This window comes from Nocardia brasiliensis (assembly GCF_011801125.1).
GTDB classification, from domain to species: domain Bacteria; phylum Actinomycetota; class Actinomycetes; order Mycobacteriales; family Mycobacteriaceae; genus Nocardia; species Nocardia brasiliensis_C.
Window position 1 is genome coordinate 7,201,917 of the sequence record NZ_CP046171.1, and the last position, 14,782, is coordinate 7,216,698.

General features: G+C 70.6%; 14 protein-coding genes. 1 reads left to right on the plus strand and 13 read right to left on the minus strand.

Features of this window, described 5'->3' with window-relative positions:
• Positions 1–89: 89 nt before the first annotated feature.
• The 5 genes from F5X71_RS32910 to F5X71_RS32930 all read right to left on the minus strand — a co-directional run bounded on the left by F5X71_RS32910 (position 90) and on the right by F5X71_RS32930 (position 5,691).
• On the minus strand, positions 90–1,655 hold the full coding sequence (locus tag F5X71_RS32910) for a uroporphyrinogen-III synthase (RefSeq protein WP_167465479.1): 1,566 nt from the start codon (positions 1,653–1,655) through the stop codon (positions 90–92).
• On the minus strand, positions 1,652–2,710 hold the full coding sequence (gene hemC, locus F5X71_RS32915) for a hydroxymethylbilane synthase (protein WP_167465480.1): 1,059 nt from the start codon (positions 2,708–2,710) through the stop codon (positions 1,652–1,654). Before hemC ends, F5X71_RS32910 begins: the two co-directional genes overlap by 4 nt.
• 28 nt (positions 2,711–2,738) lie before the next feature.
• Positions 2,739–4,178: a glutamyl-tRNA reductase gene (locus F5X71_RS32920; protein WP_167465481.1), complete on the minus strand. Its 1,440-nt coding sequence runs from the start codon at positions 4,176–4,178 to the stop codon at positions 2,739–2,741.
• A gap of 64 nt (positions 4,179–4,242) precedes the next feature.
• Entirely contained in the window at positions 4,243–5,100 is an 858-nt protein-coding gene (locus F5X71_RS32925; RefSeq protein ID WP_167465482.1) for a redox-sensing transcriptional repressor Rex, read from the minus strand.
• A 330-nt stretch (positions 5,101–5,430) separates the two neighbouring features.
• Entirely contained in the window at positions 5,431–5,691 is a 261-nt protein-coding gene (locus F5X71_RS32930) for a glutaredoxin family protein (protein WP_167465483.1), read from the minus strand.
• Between the two features lie 186 nt (positions 5,692–5,877).
• Here F5X71_RS32930 and F5X71_RS32935 point away from each other — a divergent pair, with 186 nt between their 5' ends.
• Entirely contained in the window at positions 5,878–6,831 is a 954-nt protein-coding gene (locus F5X71_RS32935; RefSeq protein ID WP_238816068.1) for an HAD family hydrolase, read from the plus strand.
• A gap of 136 nt (positions 6,832–6,967) precedes the next feature.
• Here the strand turns inward: F5X71_RS32935 and F5X71_RS32940 are convergent, their stop codons facing one another.
• From F5X71_RS32940 to F5X71_RS36500, 8 genes are all read right to left on the minus strand, one after another.
• Positions 6,968–7,993 carry a lysophospholipid acyltransferase family protein gene (locus F5X71_RS32940; protein WP_167465485.1) on the minus strand — a complete coding sequence of 342 codons (1,026 nt, stop codon included), beginning with the start codon at positions 7,991–7,993 and terminating at the stop codon, positions 6,968–6,970.
• Complete coding sequence (locus F5X71_RS32945; protein ID WP_428981423.1) at positions 7,990–9,099, minus strand: NAD-dependent epimerase/dehydratase family protein; 1,110 nt, start codon at positions 9,097–9,099, stop codon at positions 7,990–7,992. Before F5X71_RS32945 ends, F5X71_RS32940 begins: the two co-directional genes overlap by 4 nt.
• Positions 9,100–9,241: 142 nt before the next feature.
• A complete protein-coding gene (locus F5X71_RS32950; RefSeq protein WP_003402602.1) occupies positions 9,242–9,343 on the minus strand; it encodes a 30S ribosomal protein bS22 in 102 nt (33 codons plus the stop codon).
• A gap of 254 nt (positions 9,344–9,597) precedes the next feature.
• Positions 9,598–9,882, minus strand: a complete 285-nt coding sequence (locus F5X71_RS32955; RefSeq protein ID WP_238815595.1) for a helix-turn-helix domain-containing protein — start codon at positions 9,880–9,882, stop codon at positions 9,598–9,600.
• Positions 9,883–10,177: 295 nt separating this feature from the next.
• On the minus strand, positions 10,178–11,053 hold the full coding sequence (gene proC, locus F5X71_RS32960) for a pyrroline-5-carboxylate reductase (protein WP_167465487.1): 876 nt from the start codon (positions 11,051–11,053) through the stop codon (positions 10,178–10,180).
• Positions 11,054–11,080: 27 nt separating this feature from the next.
• The gene (locus F5X71_RS32965; RefSeq protein WP_174817181.1) at positions 11,081–11,965 is read right to left on the minus strand and encodes a thioesterase family protein; all 885 of its coding nucleotides are present in this window, start codon (positions 11,963–11,965) and stop codon (positions 11,081–11,083) included.
• A gap of 233 nt (positions 11,966–12,198) precedes the next feature.
• On the minus strand, positions 12,199–13,059 hold the full coding sequence (locus F5X71_RS32970) for a sugar phosphate isomerase/epimerase family protein (RefSeq protein ID WP_167466927.1): 861 nt from the start codon (positions 13,057–13,059) through the stop codon (positions 12,199–12,201).
• Positions 13,060–13,236: 177 nt separating this feature from the next.
• Positions 13,237–14,772, minus strand: a complete 1,536-nt coding sequence (locus F5X71_RS36500; RefSeq protein WP_174817182.1) for a hypothetical protein — start codon at positions 14,770–14,772, stop codon at positions 13,237–13,239.
• Between the last annotated feature and the right edge of the window lie 10 nt (positions 14,773–14,782).

A 14,782-nucleotide genomic window follows, 5' to 3' on the forward strand; every position in this document is an offset into this window, starting at 1 on the left:
GGTTTCGCCACCGCGAAACCCGAACGCCGGGAAAACGCCACCGCCCGAACCGGATTCGGTTCGGGCGGTGCGACGGTCTTGTGGCCGGGTCAGCGGCTGCGGCGGCTCTTCTTGCGCGGCGGCGGCAGCAGCCCCTCGGCGCGCAGCCGGGCGGCATGCTCGGCGAGCGCCTCGACCAGCGGACCGACCTGCGCGACCTCGGGCTGCACGTCCACGCGCAAACCGAACTCGATGGCGGTCTCGGCGGTCTTCGGGCCGATACACGCGACGATGGTGCGCGCGTGCGGCTTGCCCGCGATGCCGACCAGGTTGCGGACCGTGGAGGACGAGGTGAACAGGACCGCGTCGAAACCGCCGGTCTTGATCATCTCGCGGGTCTCCGCGGGCGGCGGCGAGGCACGCACCGTGCGGTAGGCGGTCACGTCGTCGATCTCCCAGCCCCGGTCGCGCAGGCCCTCGGCCAGCGTCTCGGTGGCGATGTCGGCGCGCGGCAACAGGACCCGGTTCACCGGATCGAAAACGTCGTCATAGGGCGGGAAGTCGGCGAGCAGGCCCTCGGAGGACTGTTCCCCGCTGGGGACCAGCTCCGGATTGATGCCGAACGAGCGCACCTTGTCCGCGGTGGCCTCACCGACGCAGGCGATCTTCACCCCGGAGAAAGCGCGTGCGTCCAAACCGAATTCGGCGAACTTCTCCCACACCGCGCGCACCGCGTTGGTTGAGGTGAACACCACCCACTGGTAGCGGCCGTCGACCAGGCCCTTGACCGCCCGCTCCATCTGGGCGGGGCTGCGCGGCGGCTCGACCGCGATGGTCGGCACCTCCATCGGGATGGCGCCGTGGGTGACGAGCCGCTCGCTCATCTCCCCCGCCTGATCCTTGGTGCGCGGCACCAGCACGGTCCAGCCGTACAGGGCCCGCGACTCCCACCAGGACATCTTCGAGCGCGACGCGACCACCTTGCCGATGGTCACCACCAGCGGGCCGACCAGCTCGGACGCGGCGCTGTTCAACGTGGCCAGGGTCGCCTCGATGGTGCGCTGCTGGCGGGTGGTGCCGCGCACGGTCACCGCGACCGGCGTCTGTGGCGCCATGCCGTGTTCCACCAGGGCACTGGCGGTTTCGGCCAGGTGGCCCGAGGTCGCGTGCAGCACCAGCGGTCCCGGCGCGGCGGCGAGCGCGGCCCAATCCACCTCGCCGCGCACGTCCGCCTCGGTGTGCCCGGAGCCGAGCGCGATACCGGCGTAGCTGGGCACGGCCGAGCCGTTGGGCAGGCCGGGCAGCACCTCGAACACCATGTGCGAGCGGGTCACCGCGTTCACCTCGGCGATCACCGAATCGGTGGTGAGCGGGTCGCCGGCGACCACCCGGACCACGTCGGAGCCGTTGCGCGCCTCCGCGATCAAGGTCTTGGCCACCTCGGCAGGCTCGCCGAGCGCGGGCCGCACGTCGACCGCGCGCTCCCCGTCGGGGCCGGGTTCGACCGCGGTCCCGATCAGGGTGAGCACGCCCTTGTCCACGTCGGGGTCGGTGAACGCCAGGGTGGCGCGCCCGATCACCTCGCGGGCACGCACCGTCAGCAACGCCGGGTCACCGGGACCTGACCCGACGAAAAGGATCCGACCGGGGTGCTTCTTAGTTGCTCGCGCGCTCATTGGCTGTTCTCCATTGGGCTGGGTTGGGTGAAGTCTGTGGCGGGCGCACTCACCGCCGATGCGGATGAACCGGCATCCGGTTCGGGCACACTGAGCAGCTCGCGGGCGCCCAGTTCCAGTAGTTCGCGGGCCAGCGCGCGGCCGAGTTCGCTCGCCTGCTCCGGGGCGCCGACCACCGACGCTCTGAGCACATCGGAACCGTCGACGGCGGCGGCGCAGCCACGCAGCGAGAGCTCCTCGAAGATCCGCCCTTCGTCGTCGATCGACTCGACCACCTCGGCCAGCGCGCCGATCGGCGCCGTGCAACCCGCTTCCAGCTCGGCGAGCAGCGCCCGCTCCGCCGTGATCGCCGCCCGGGTGGCGGCATCGTCGAAGGCAGCGAGCGCCTCGATGAGTTCGGTGTCGTCGCTGCGGCATTCGATCGCCAGCGCGCCCTGACCGGGCGCGGGCAACATCTGCACCGGCTCCAGCGCCTCGGTGACCGCGTCGAGCCTGCCGATCCGGGCGAGCCCGGCCCTGGCGACCACCACCGCGTCCAGCTCGCCCTCGCTGACCCGGCGCAGCCTGGTATCCAGGTTGCCGCGCAACGCGACGATGTCCAGGCCGAGACCGAGCGCCCGCAGCTGCGAGGCGCGCCGCGGCGCGGAGGTGCCGACCTTGGCGCCCGCGGGCAGCTCGCCGAGCACCAGTCCGTCGCGCGCCACCAGCGCGTCGCGCGGGTCCTCCCGCGCCGGGATGGCGGCGATGGTGAACCGCTCGTCCTGCACGGTCGGCAGGTCCTTGTACGAGTGCACCGCGATGTCGATGGCGCCCGCGGCAAGCTCGTCGCGCAGCGCGGAGGTGAAGACGCCGACCCCGATCTGCTGCACCGGCTCGGCGGACAGATCACCGGCGGTCTTGACCACCACCAGCTCGGCCGGATGACCCGCGGCGACCAGCTCGTCGCGGATCATGCCCGCCTGGGTGAGCGCGAGCAGACTGCCGCGAGTGCCGATCCGCCACGGCGAGCGCATGTTTGCTGCCGTCACGGTGTCCTCTTCCTGCGCGAGTGTCATGGGCGCACCTCGTCGGTGCCGCGGGGGCTCATGCCGTCTGCCCCTGCTCGTCGGCGCGGTGGCTCGCGGTGAAGTCGTCGGCCAGCGCGATATCGGCGTCGGGACGCAGCAGGCTCGCGCGCTCACCGAGCGCGGTGATCTCCATCGGCGCGGCAACCGCCTGCGCCGCACCCGGTTTCAGCTCGAACAGCTCACGCAGCGCCTCGGCGTAGCTGTCCCCGCCCGGAGTGGAGGCGAGCTGCTTGACCCGCACCGTCGGGGCGTGCAGCAGCTTGTCGACCACGCGGCGCACGGTGCGCGCCACCTCGTCGCGTTCCGGATCGGCCAGGCTCGGCAGCCGCGAATCCAGCCGCAGCAGTTCGGCTTCCACCACCTCGGCGGCGCGCTGGCGCAGCGCGGCCACGGTCGGGGTGACCTCAGCCATCCGCTGGCCCGCCAGGTATTTGGCGAGCTCGTCGGCGACGATCGTGCGCGCCGCCGCGGTGTCGTCGGCGGCCGCGCCCGCGGCCGGATCGCGCTGCAGTGTCTCGATGTCGATGACGGTCACGCCGGGCAGTCCGGCCACCGCGTGCTCGACGTCGCGGGGCAGGCCGAGGTCGCAGAACACCAACGGCCGTTCCGCGGTGGCGGATTCGCCCGCGCGCTCCCGATCCGACAGCGCCCGATGGGTATCGGCGAGGGTCACCACGTGACCGACCGCGCCGGTGCAGGTGACGACCACGTCGGCCACCGCCATCGCCTCGGTGAGCCGCGAGAGCTCGCGCGCCTCGGCGGCGACGCCGTGCGTGCCCGCGGTCTCGGCGAGCCGGTGCGCCCGCGCCATGGTGCGATTCACCACGATGATCCGACCGATGCCCGCCCGCGAAAGGTGCGCCACCGCGAGCCCGCCCATCGCGCCCGCACCGACGACCACGGCGGTACGACCGGCCAGCGGGCCGAGCACCTGCCTGGTGCGATCGAGGGCCACCGACACCACCGACGCGCCGGCCCGGTCGATCCCGGTCTCCGAGTGCACCCGCTTGCCCACCCGCAGCGCGTGCTGGGCCAGCTCGTGCAGGGTCCGCCCGATCGCCTGCTGGGCGTCGGCCGAGGCGTAGGCGCCGCGGATCTGGCTGAGCACCTGCTGCTCGCCGATCACCATCGAATCCAGCCCGCTGGCCACCGCGAACAGATGCTCGGCGGCGGCCTCGCTGTAGCGGACGTACGCGTGCTTGGTCAGATCGGGCAGCGGCAGCCCGGAGTGCTTGGTGAGCAGCTCGCCGACCTCGGCAAGACCGCCGTGGAAGGCGTCGACGACCGCGTAGACCTCGACCCGGTTGCAGGTGGAGACGATCATCGCCTCGGACACGTGACTGGAGGCCAGCAGCCGGTCGATCAGCTTGGGCCGGTCGGTGTCGGTGATCGCCACCTTCTCCAGCACCGAGACAGGTGCGCTCCGATGCGAGATCCCGACCAGCAAGACGCTCATGCCTGTGCCTCGCTCACGCTCGATTGCGGCATGCGCCTCGCGCGCCGAGTCACAATTCGCTCGATCATGGAGTAACCACCGATCCCTTGCTCTTTGGCTCCGTTGCCGTATGCGAGGTCGCCGTGTGCGCGGCTGCCGAATGCTTGAGTGCCGGGTGAGCGGCCGAGGTGTGGGTGGGTGAGCGGTGCGCGATCCGCCCGGAGACGGCCCGCGCCACCTCGGGCTCGGCCACGGCGGGGATCGCAGCGGCGTCCGCGTTGCGCACCCGCTCGAAGGAGAGCATCTGCAGTTCGACCGCCAGGTCGACCCGGCGCACCTCGACCGAGTCGGGCGCGAGCAACTCACAGGGCGCGAAGCTCAAGATGGATCGCAGCCCGGCCGCGACCAGCCGGTCGCAGGCGTCTTGGGCGGCGTCGTCGGGCACGGTGATGACCGCGATGGTGGGTTCGAGCGCGGCGACCGCCTCGGCCAGCCCGGCGACATCGCGCACCACCAGGCCTGCCACCGAGAGACCGATCACATCGATGTCGTTGTCGAAGATGCCGACCACGGTGAAACCGCGCCGCTGGAACCCGCCGTAGCCGACCAGGGCCCGGCCGAGATTCCCGGCGCCGACGAGCACCACACGGTGTCCCTGCGACAGGCCGAGCACATCCTCGATCCTGGCCCGGAGCTTGGCTACGTCATAGCCGACACCCCGTACTCCGTTGGGCCCGAGGAAGGAAAGGTCCTTGCGCAGCTTGGCGGAATTGACACCCGCCGCGACAGCCAGTTCCTCACTCGATACGATGGCAACACCCTCGTCGGCCAATGTGGCAAGGACTCGGAGATAGGTCGCCAGCCGCGCCACCGTCGCCTGCGGGATGCCTCGCTGCAGAGCCCTGCCGGAGACGCCGCCGGGCGCCTCATGCTGCTCTGTCACGTCGTCGGCTCCTCGTTCCGGCCCGATCGGGTTCCGGTTCGTCGCTGGACCTCTGGCCCGGGACGGTCCGGTGCCACGGTCGAAGTGTCGCAATGCTGGGTGTCTTGTACGCGGTGGGTCCGCAGCCTCGGCGAGCGGGTCCGCGTGCCACCACCGTAACCGCTTGTGCAGCCCTTCACAAAGTCGGTGAAATTGGCCTCATTTTCCGCCGCGACCAGCGGTCGGGCCGAAACCGGCGTTCATCGCTACCGCTCAGCGTCCGATTTCACGGGCTCGGCCGCGTCCGCGTGGCCGCGCCGCGCGGGCCGCCCCAGCGCGTCCGCGCGGCCGTCAGCGGCTCAGGTCCGCGCGCAATCTGCCCTCGTCGACGTCGAAATAGCTGTGCTCACGGCCGTCGAGCAGGACAACGGGCAACCGATCGCCGAACTCCGCGCGCAGGCCGGGGTCGGTGGCCGCCGCCACATCCACGTCGACCGTCGCAGGCTCGATACCGAAATCGGCGCAAATCACCCGCAGCTGGTCCAGCGCGGTGACGCACAGGCCACAGCCGGATCTGGTCAACAGGGTCACCGAATGTGTGGGATTGGTCATGGCGGATATTAAATCCCCTCGCCACGCCCGAATCGGTCTGCCCGGTCCTACGCTGACTGTCGGCTCCCCCGGTTACTGTGGACGTGGTTCGCGCGACGGGCGGAGGTACTGGTGCCGGAACGATCGAGGGTGGCAAGGACCGGATTCATCGCGGGCCGATTCGGCGAGTTTCCGGCGCGCTGGAACCTGGGCGAGATCGGCCAGGGTCTGCAGGATCAGCTTGCCCGCATTCCGCGCAGCCCGTTCGGCCCGAGCGAGGAAGAGCTGCGCGCCAACCTGGCCGGTGAGGCGAGCGCCGACGCCGCGCTCTCGCTGCACGACGCGGAATTGGCGGCGGCACAGCCGGATCCGACCAGCCCCGAGGTGCCGCGCGACCTGACCGCCGCGGCATTCTTCGACGTGGACAATACGATGGTGCAGGGTGCCTCGATCGTGCACTTCGCCCGAGGCCTGGCCGCGCGCAAGTACTTCAAGACCTCCGACCTGGTCGACGTGGCGTGGAAGCAGGTCAAGTTCCGGGTCACCGGGCGCGAGAACAGCTCCGACATGGCCAGCGGCAAGGAGAAGGCGCTGGCGTTCATCGCCGGACGCCCCACCGCCGAGCTCGCGGAGCTGGGCGAGGAGATCTACGACGAGATCATCGCCGACAAGATCTGGCCGGGCACCAGGGCTTTGGCGCAGATGCACCTGGACGCGGGCCAGCAGGTCTGGCTGGTCACCGCGACGCCGGTGGAGCTGGCCCAGGTGATCGCCAAGCGCTTGGGCCTGACGGGCGCGCTCGGCACGGTGGCCGAGAGCGTGGACGGCAAGTTCACCGGGCGCCTGGTCGGCGACATCCTGCACGGCCTCGGCAAGGCGCACGCGGTGCGCACGCTGGCGATCCGGGAGGGGCTGAACCTCAAGCGCTGCAGCGCTTATTCCGACAGCCACAACGACGTGCCCATGCTCTCGCTGGTCGGCACCGCGGTCGCGATCAACCCGGACTCGGACCTACGCGAGGTCGCGAAGAACCGCGGCTGGGAGATCCGGGATTTCCGCACCGGCCGCAAGGCCGCGAAGATCGGCGTGCCAACGGCCTTGGCGCTCGGCGCGGCGGGCGGCGCGGTGGCCGCCGCGGTCACCCGCAAGCGCGACCACTGAGCAACCGCCCGGCGAGCAGTGCCCGGCGCCCCCGTCGCTCCGGCGAACGCCGGAAACCAGTGCGGCCGAGGGGTTTACCGACTGGTGCCCGGCGTTCGCCGGGACGACGGGTGGCGCGCGGCGCACCCGCGCGTCGCTACCCGGTGAACGGGTTGCGGCGCTTGGCGAGCAGTTTGTAGAGCGTGGACTGGATGGTCTCGCGCACCTGGTCGGTGACCTCGAACATGGTCATCGGATCGTCGGCCGCCTCCGGGTCGTAGCCGGTGGTCGGGATGGGCGTGCCGAATTCGATGTACCACTTCGACGGCAGCGGCAGCGCACCGAGTGGGCCGAGATGCGGAAACAGCGGCGTCACCGGGAAATACGGCAGGCCGAGCAACCGGGCCAGCGGCTTGATGTCGGCCAGCTTCGGATAGATCTCCTCGGAGCCGACGATCGAGCACGGGATGATCGGCACGCCGGTGCGCACCGCCGCGGCAACGAAGCCGCCGCGGCCGAATCGCTGCAGCTTGTAGCGGTCGGCATACTGTTTGCCGACCCCCTTGAAGCCCTCCGGGAAGACCCCGGTCAATTCGCCTGCGCGCAGCAGCCTTTCGGCATCCTCACGGCAGGCCAGCGTGTGCCCGGCCTTCCTGGCGAGCGAGCCGAGCATCGGCGTCTCGAAGATCAGGTCGGCGGCCAGCAACCGCAGCGCGCGCTGCTTGGGGTGGCGGTCGTGGATCGCCAGCTGCAGCATCAGTCCGTCCAGCGGCACGGTGCCCGCGTGATTGGCCACGATCAGCGCGCCACCCACCTCCGGGATGTTGTCCATGCCGCTCACCTGCGCGCGGAACCACAACTCCGACATCGGCCGCAGCGCGGGCAGCAGCACCGACTCCAGCAGCTGCTCGTCGAAACCGAACTCGTCCACCTGGTAGTCGCCGGTGAGCCTGCGCCGGGCGAACTCCGCGGTCTTGCCGATCCGTTTGCCGATCGCGCCCCGGATCAGATCCGACACCGATTGCGGCGCAGGCGGTTCGGCGGCGGCGAGCCGCTCGGTCAGCGAGGTCACCTGACCTGGCTCCGCGCCGGGCGCGTGCTCCGGCCAGCGCCGGGCGGGCGGGCGCGGGCGCGCGTCCACCTGTATGTCGTGGAGCTGGATCACTTTCGCTACGTCGTTCATTGCTGTGCTCCCGTACCGGCCCCGAGCAGGCCGAGCAGTTTGGATTCTGCGGCATCGATCCACTTGGGGTCGATGACGGGCCGCGACGCTGCGCCCCCGATGAAGTCGTCGAAGGCCTGCACCGTCGTCCAGCGCGGGACGAAACCGAGTTCGGCCCGCATCCGGGTGGTGTCGAGGCCACAACCGAAATGGAAATAGTCGAGCTGCTCGCCGGAGAACTCACGCATCACCGGACCCATCAGCACCCGGCCCGCGCTGCGGAACAGCGCGAACGGCACCGGGAGTTCGATGCGGCCTGCGCGCCGCACCGCCTGCGAGAGCGCCAGCGCGCCGTCGCCCGCGACGTTGAAGGTGCCGCCGCGCCCGGCGAGCGCGGCGTGCGCCAGCGCGGCGATCGCGTCCTGCTCATGGATCAGCTGCATCCTGGCGTCACGGCCGAAGACCGTCGGCGTCAACGGGGAACGCAGGTACTGCGCGCCGCGCCCGGCCAGCCGTGGCCCCACGATCGGTGCGAAACGCAGAATCGTCGTCGCGATATCGGGGCGACGCCGGGCCAATCCGCGCACGTACCCTTCGATTTCGATCATGTCGCGCGCGAAGCCACCGCGCGGCGGGGTGCGCGCGCTCATTTCCTCGGTGAACTTCGCGGGGTCCTTCGCACTGCAGCCGTACACCGCCGACGAGGAGCGCACGACCACCCGGCGCATCGTCGGCGCCTTCTGGCACACCGCGAGCAGTTGCATGGCGCCGAGCACGTTGAGGTCCTTCATCACCGCGCGCGTCGCACCCGCTGGCGGCTTGGCCAGCACCGCGGCATGCACCACCGTGTCCACGGCACCACCGTCGATCACCTTGCGGATCAAGGGATTACGAATATCGGCGCGGACGAACTCGGCACGGCCCATGCGGCGCTGCAGTTCCCGGCTCGGGGTCATGGTGTCGACGGCGAGAATGCGTTCGATGCCGGGCTCCTGCGCCAGACGAGCGACCACGTTGCCGCCGAAAAAGCGGCTCGCTCCGGTTACCAACACCACCTTCGGTGTGTGTCCGTCCCGAACGTCAGAACCAGCCGGCACCGCATCCCACCTTGACAAGCCCCCATTCATTTATCCCCGGCTCCCAGGGTAGCCGCTGCGTGCGCGGGTTCCGATGGGATCAATGAGGTTCTGACGATGACTTCAGTCACCGAATACCGCAAAAGCCCGCCACCTCGACGATGACGGGCCTTTGTAGTTGAACGCGCAGCGCTTACTTGCCGAGTTTGCGCCGCTGCACACGTGTGCGGCGAAGCAGCTTGCGGTGCTTCTTCTTCGACATGCGCTTGCGGCGCTTCTTGATCACAGAACCCATAGGGTTGTTCCTCGCGTTCTCTCTACTCGGCGCGCACGCTACTCACGTGCGCCAACTGACCGGTCGCTCGGCAAGCCTCACGCCCAGTGCCCGCGCCGCCGGATACCTCGGGGCACCCAGAAGCGGTGCCGCCGGCGGGCGAACACGAACCGAGGATCTATCGTACCGGCACGTCCAGCGACCTTCGAAACCGCCTGATCTCTTGCCGCCGGACCGTGCCCGGCGAGCGCTGTGTCGAGGGGACCGCAGCAGGCTCAGCCCGCGTCGAAGTAGGACGTTTCCAGATAGTCGTGCACCGCCTTGGCGTGCACCCGGAACGAACGACCCACCCGCACCGCGGGCAGCTCACCGGAATGCACCAGCCGGTACACCGTCATCTTGGACACTCGCATCAGGCTCGCCACCTCGGCGACCGTGAGAAATTGAGTGCCGCCGAGCATGGGTTGACTCTGCGCGCCCGGACCACTCGGTGCCCGGGAACCGCCCCGGTTACCCGAGGGACCGGAGCCACTCGAACTCCCTGAGCTACTTGCAGACATCTTGTTCGAAGACATCATTGCACCATTGACCTCCGGCACGTCCGCGCCGCCGGCTTCCCCACCGGCGGAACAGACACGCACGTGCTCCTTGAAGCTTAGCGGGACCAGTGGTGTTACTGCGACGGGAGTGAGAAATAAGCTTTTCCGATCGCAATCCGACAAGCCATCCCCCCGGCCGCCCGATGTTCGCCTCGCCGCCGTCGCGGCCCGATTTGCGCCGTGGGTCCGGATCACCGAGGGAGCAAACTCGCGGCGCGTCCCGCTCTCGACGTGTCGCGCGCCGCGACCGCGGGTCTCACCCGACCGCGCCGACTCCGGTTCCCACCCCGGCCGGGCCGTCGCTCACGCCACCCTGCTCGGCCGAACGCTGCTTCGCCGCGTGCAACGCCTCCAGGAACGCCGAACGGATGCCGCCGCGCTCCAGCTCGCGGACCGCGGCCGCGGTGGTGCCCGCGGGCGAGGTGACCGCGGCCCGCAACTCGGCCGCACTCTGCTCGGACTCCTGCAGCAGCGCCGCGGACCCGATCATGGTCTGCACCACCAGCTCGGTGGCCACCTCGCGGGTCAGGCCGAGCCCGACACCCGCGTCCACCATGGCCTCGACGACCAGGAAGAAGTAGGCGGGCCCCGAACCGGAGACCGCGGTGACCGCGTCCATCTGCGCCTCCGCGACGGTCACCACCTTGCCGACCGCGCCGAGCACCTCGGTCACCAACTCGAGCTGCTGGGGCCTGGCGTAGCGGCCCGGCGCGATGACGCTCATGCCCTGACCGACCAGCATCGGGGTATTCGGCATCACCCGGACCACCGGGAAGCCCGCGGGCAGCTTCGCCTCCAGCCGCACGGTCGGCACGCCGGCCGCCAGCGACACCAGGATCTGGTCGCGATCGTTGCCGACGCTGGCGTTGTCGCTCAGCGCGGCCTTGCCGAGCGCGGTCATCACCGCGTCCACGTCAGCCGGTTTCACCGCGACGACCAGCAGGTCGGCGCCGACCGCCGCGTCGGCGACCGAATCGGTCACCCGCACCGAGAACTGCTCGGCGATCTGCGCGGCCCGCTCGGTCGCCGGCTCGACGACAACGAGGTCCTTCGCCAGCCGCCCGGACTCGAGCAAGCCCGCGATCAGCGCCTCCCCGATGCGCCCGCCACCGATAACCGCAATTCTCGTCATGGGAGTCAAGGCTATGCGAGGGCGAACTCAGCGCTGTTGCGGGATGAGGGCCAGCTGCCTGCTCTGCGCGACCACGGCACCGGTCGAATCCAGCACCAGCTGGTCCTCGTCGAACATGCGCTCGCCCACCTCGTGCGTGGTCGCGATGATCCGCAGCCAGCCCGCGGCGGGCTTGCGGCGCAGGTAGGTGGCCATCTGGACGGTCGGCGCCCAGCCGAAGTGCCCGAGGTTCACCGGCACCGGCGGGCTCATGTCGGCGCCCATCATCGCCATGAACATGGCGGTCTCGGGGTTCTGCTCGTCGCCGGGACGTGGCCGAAGCCACAGCCGCAGCCGCGGCTCACCCTGCTCGCCCTCGAGGAATCGGGCCCAGTCCCGGTCGATGTAGAGATCGGCGCCCTGACCGACGTGCACCACGCTGCTCATCGGCGAATCCGGGCCGTATCCGATCGCGTCCGCGGGCGGTTCGACCGGCATGTCGCCGTGTTCGCGGGCGTAGCGGGGCTCGGCGTCGTCCAGGCGACTGAACGTCAGCGCGGTGCGTACCAGGGTCCGCCCGTTCTGCACCAGGTCGGTGTCGGCCAGGCAGATCTGCCTGCCGATCTTGCGGATGCGCACCTCGTACTCGACCTCACCGGGTTCGGGTGCGCCGAGGAAGTCCGAGCTCGCCGCGATCGGGGCCATGTCGGCCAGGGCCGGGTCGGCCGCGCGCAGCCACTTCAGGCCCGCGGCGGCGCTGGCGGCGACCATCGTGCCGCCGTGCACCTTCTTGCCGATGGTCCAGATCTTGTCGATGCGGCCTAGGTAGCGGCCGGTCTCGGGATTCGTCGAGAGCAGTTCGGTCAGCGCGAGCACCCCGCTGAACGGCGCATCGGTCGCCGTGGTTCGGGCAAGATCCAGATCCGCCGTCATCGTCACTCCTGTCGTCGACTCACCACGTCGGCGGGCAGGATTACCGTTCCGCGACATTCATACAGCGTAGAACGAACCGGTTCGGGCTTCACATTCCGCTCCCGTCGCCTACGTCACACCGTGCCGAATTCCGCATCGCGGTATTCGCGGGGATTTCACATCCCGGAAATCGAAATCCGCGGGGGTAATTCGCCCCGCGTGCGATACGGGTCAATTCGCTGCGGCGCACGGGGTCAGGGATGAATTGCCGGAGCGGGGGCGGTGACGCCGTTGAGATGCAGGCGCGCGAACGCCAGCGTGCGGTGCAGCATCGCCGCCCTGGCCTGGGTGGTGCGCGCGTTCTGGGTGTTGATCTCCGCGACCGCCTGCCCGGTGAAGCCGTTGCGGACCAGCGTCTCGCAGAGCTCGACGCACGGCTGGGTGCCCTCGCCCGGGATCAGGTGCTCGTCGTGCGCCGCGCCGCGCCCGTCGGCAAGATGCAGATGCGCCAGCCCCTGACCCATCCGGGCGGCCAGCGCCAACGGGTCCGCGCCCGCGGTCGCGGTGTGCGACAGATCCAGCGTGTAGTGCGCGAAGCCGGTGTCTGTCGGGTCGTAGGACGGGCTGAACGCGGTGAGCCCGATGCCGGGACCGCCGCGGCGCTCCAACCGCTTCACCGACCGTGCCCCACGCCCGAACAGGGTGTCGGCGCGCATCGGGAACATGTTCTCCACCGCGACGACGACCGGACTGTCCGCCTCGAGCTCGGCCACCTGATCGGCGAAGTTCTCCGCGTACCTGCGCTGCCAGCGGAACGGCGGATGCACCACGACGGTGCGCGCGCCGAGCGCCTCCGCGGTGCGCACGCTGCGCTCGAGCTTGGCGGCGGGGTCCGCGCCCCACACCCGCTGCGAGATCAGCAGGCACGGCGCGTGAATCGCGATGACCGGCACGTCGTACTTGCGCACGTAGGACTGCACGGTGGCGATGCTCTGGCTGGCGGGCTCGGCCCAGACCATCAATTCGACACCGTCGTAACCGATTTCGGCCGCGTACCGGAAGGCCGCCTCGGTGTTCTGCGGATAGACCGACGCCGTGGACAGGCCGACCAGGATCTGTTTGCGATCCGCGCCGCCCGCCGGTTCGCCGGGGGTATCGGCGGCCGCACGCGCGTCACCGGCGACCGCACGCGGCACCGCCGGATCGGGCGCGCGCCGCACCGGGGAATCGGGCGCGTGCCGCACCGTGGTCTCGTTCGCCTGCCCGATCTCGCCCACAGCCGCTCCCCTGCCTCAGTTCGTACTGAGCAGAAAGGCTAGCGGTCCCAGCGTGACGAACACGCCGACGACCACCGCGATCACCGTGCTCAGCACGTCATCGGTGCGGCGCAGGATGCGGACCAGGGCGACCAGGCCGAGAATCACGATCATCGCCAGGGCCAGTGCCACCCACGGCAGCATCTCCCACATGCGCTCGAAACCCTTGAACAGCAACATGCCCGCCACGGCCGCGCCGGTGCTCTGACCGCCCAGGATCAGCCACTGCTTGCGGTTGGCGTCGTATTCGGCCTTGCGCGCGGCGCGCGACGAACGGCGGCGCGAGGCGGCCCGCTCCGGCGCGGGCGCGTCCTGCTCGTCGAGATCGTCGAGATCGTCGTCCGCGTCGACCAACTCGACCGGTTCGTAGAAATCGGTCTTGCCGTCATAGATGTCGAGCTCGTCCTCGGGCGGCGCGGCACGTTTCGACCGGCCGCGTTTGCCGCGGCCCGCGCCGCGCTCGGCGTCGGCCCGTTCGGCCCGCTCGACCCCGTCGCGGAGCAGGTCGCCCGCCACGGTCTGGCCGGAAAGCAACTGCTGGTCCTGGCTGGCCAGCGACCACGCGGCGGTCGGCAGGCCGCCGGACTCCGGCGCGCCGTCCTCGGGTTCGGGCGCGGCGGGTTTGTGTCTTCGCGCCGACCAGGCAGGCAGGGCGCGTTCGCCGTTGCGCTTGGCGGATCTTCGTTCCAGCTCCGGCTTCGGGTCGGGCGTCGGTGCCCAGGGCGCCCCGGCCCTGGACTCGGGGGGCGCCTCGGCCGCGAAACCGTTCCACGCGGCGGTGGCGGGTCCGAGCTCGGGCTCATCGGCCTCGGCGGCTCGGCGCCGGCCTGCGCGACCGCCCGCGCCGTTGCGCTCGGGTCTGCCGTTCGATCCGGCGCGCTCCGGCGCCACGGCACCCGGCTCGGGTCTGCCGAGATCGGGCAGCGGCGGGCGCACCTCGGTGGTCTCTTCCTCGGGCTCCGCGTGCCTGCGCCTGCGGCCCGACCGCGTCGGCGCCTCCTCGGCGGGCGCGCTCGCGTACGGATTGGGCGAGGGCGCATACGGATTGGGCGAGGGTGCGTACGCGTCCGCGGCCGGGGTGCCCGACGAGAGCGGGTCGGCCGTGGCCGGGAGCCGCGACGAGGGCATCTCGCGACCCGGCATCACCCGGTTCGAGCGACCGGGCGCCGGATCGGCCTGCGGTTCCGGCTGGGCGTACGCGGCGAGCGGGTCGTACATCGAGATCGGGCCCGACATCGGCGAATACGGTTCCGGCGCCGCCGCGTAGGAGACCGGCTCCGGCGCGGGCGGCTCGTAGGACGGCGGCTCGTAGACCGGCTCGTCGGCCGGGGTGTCCGGCGCGGCATGCGAGGACTGCCCGCTGCCGATGGCAGGCATGTCACCGGTCAGCTCGGCGACCGAGATGCCGCGCCCGCCCCGGCGGCGCCTGCCACCACCGGAGGACGACGCGCCCTGCTGACCGTTCCTGGCCAGCAGCTCGGCCACCGAAAGCTGTTTGGAATCCTCACTCATGACTGCACCT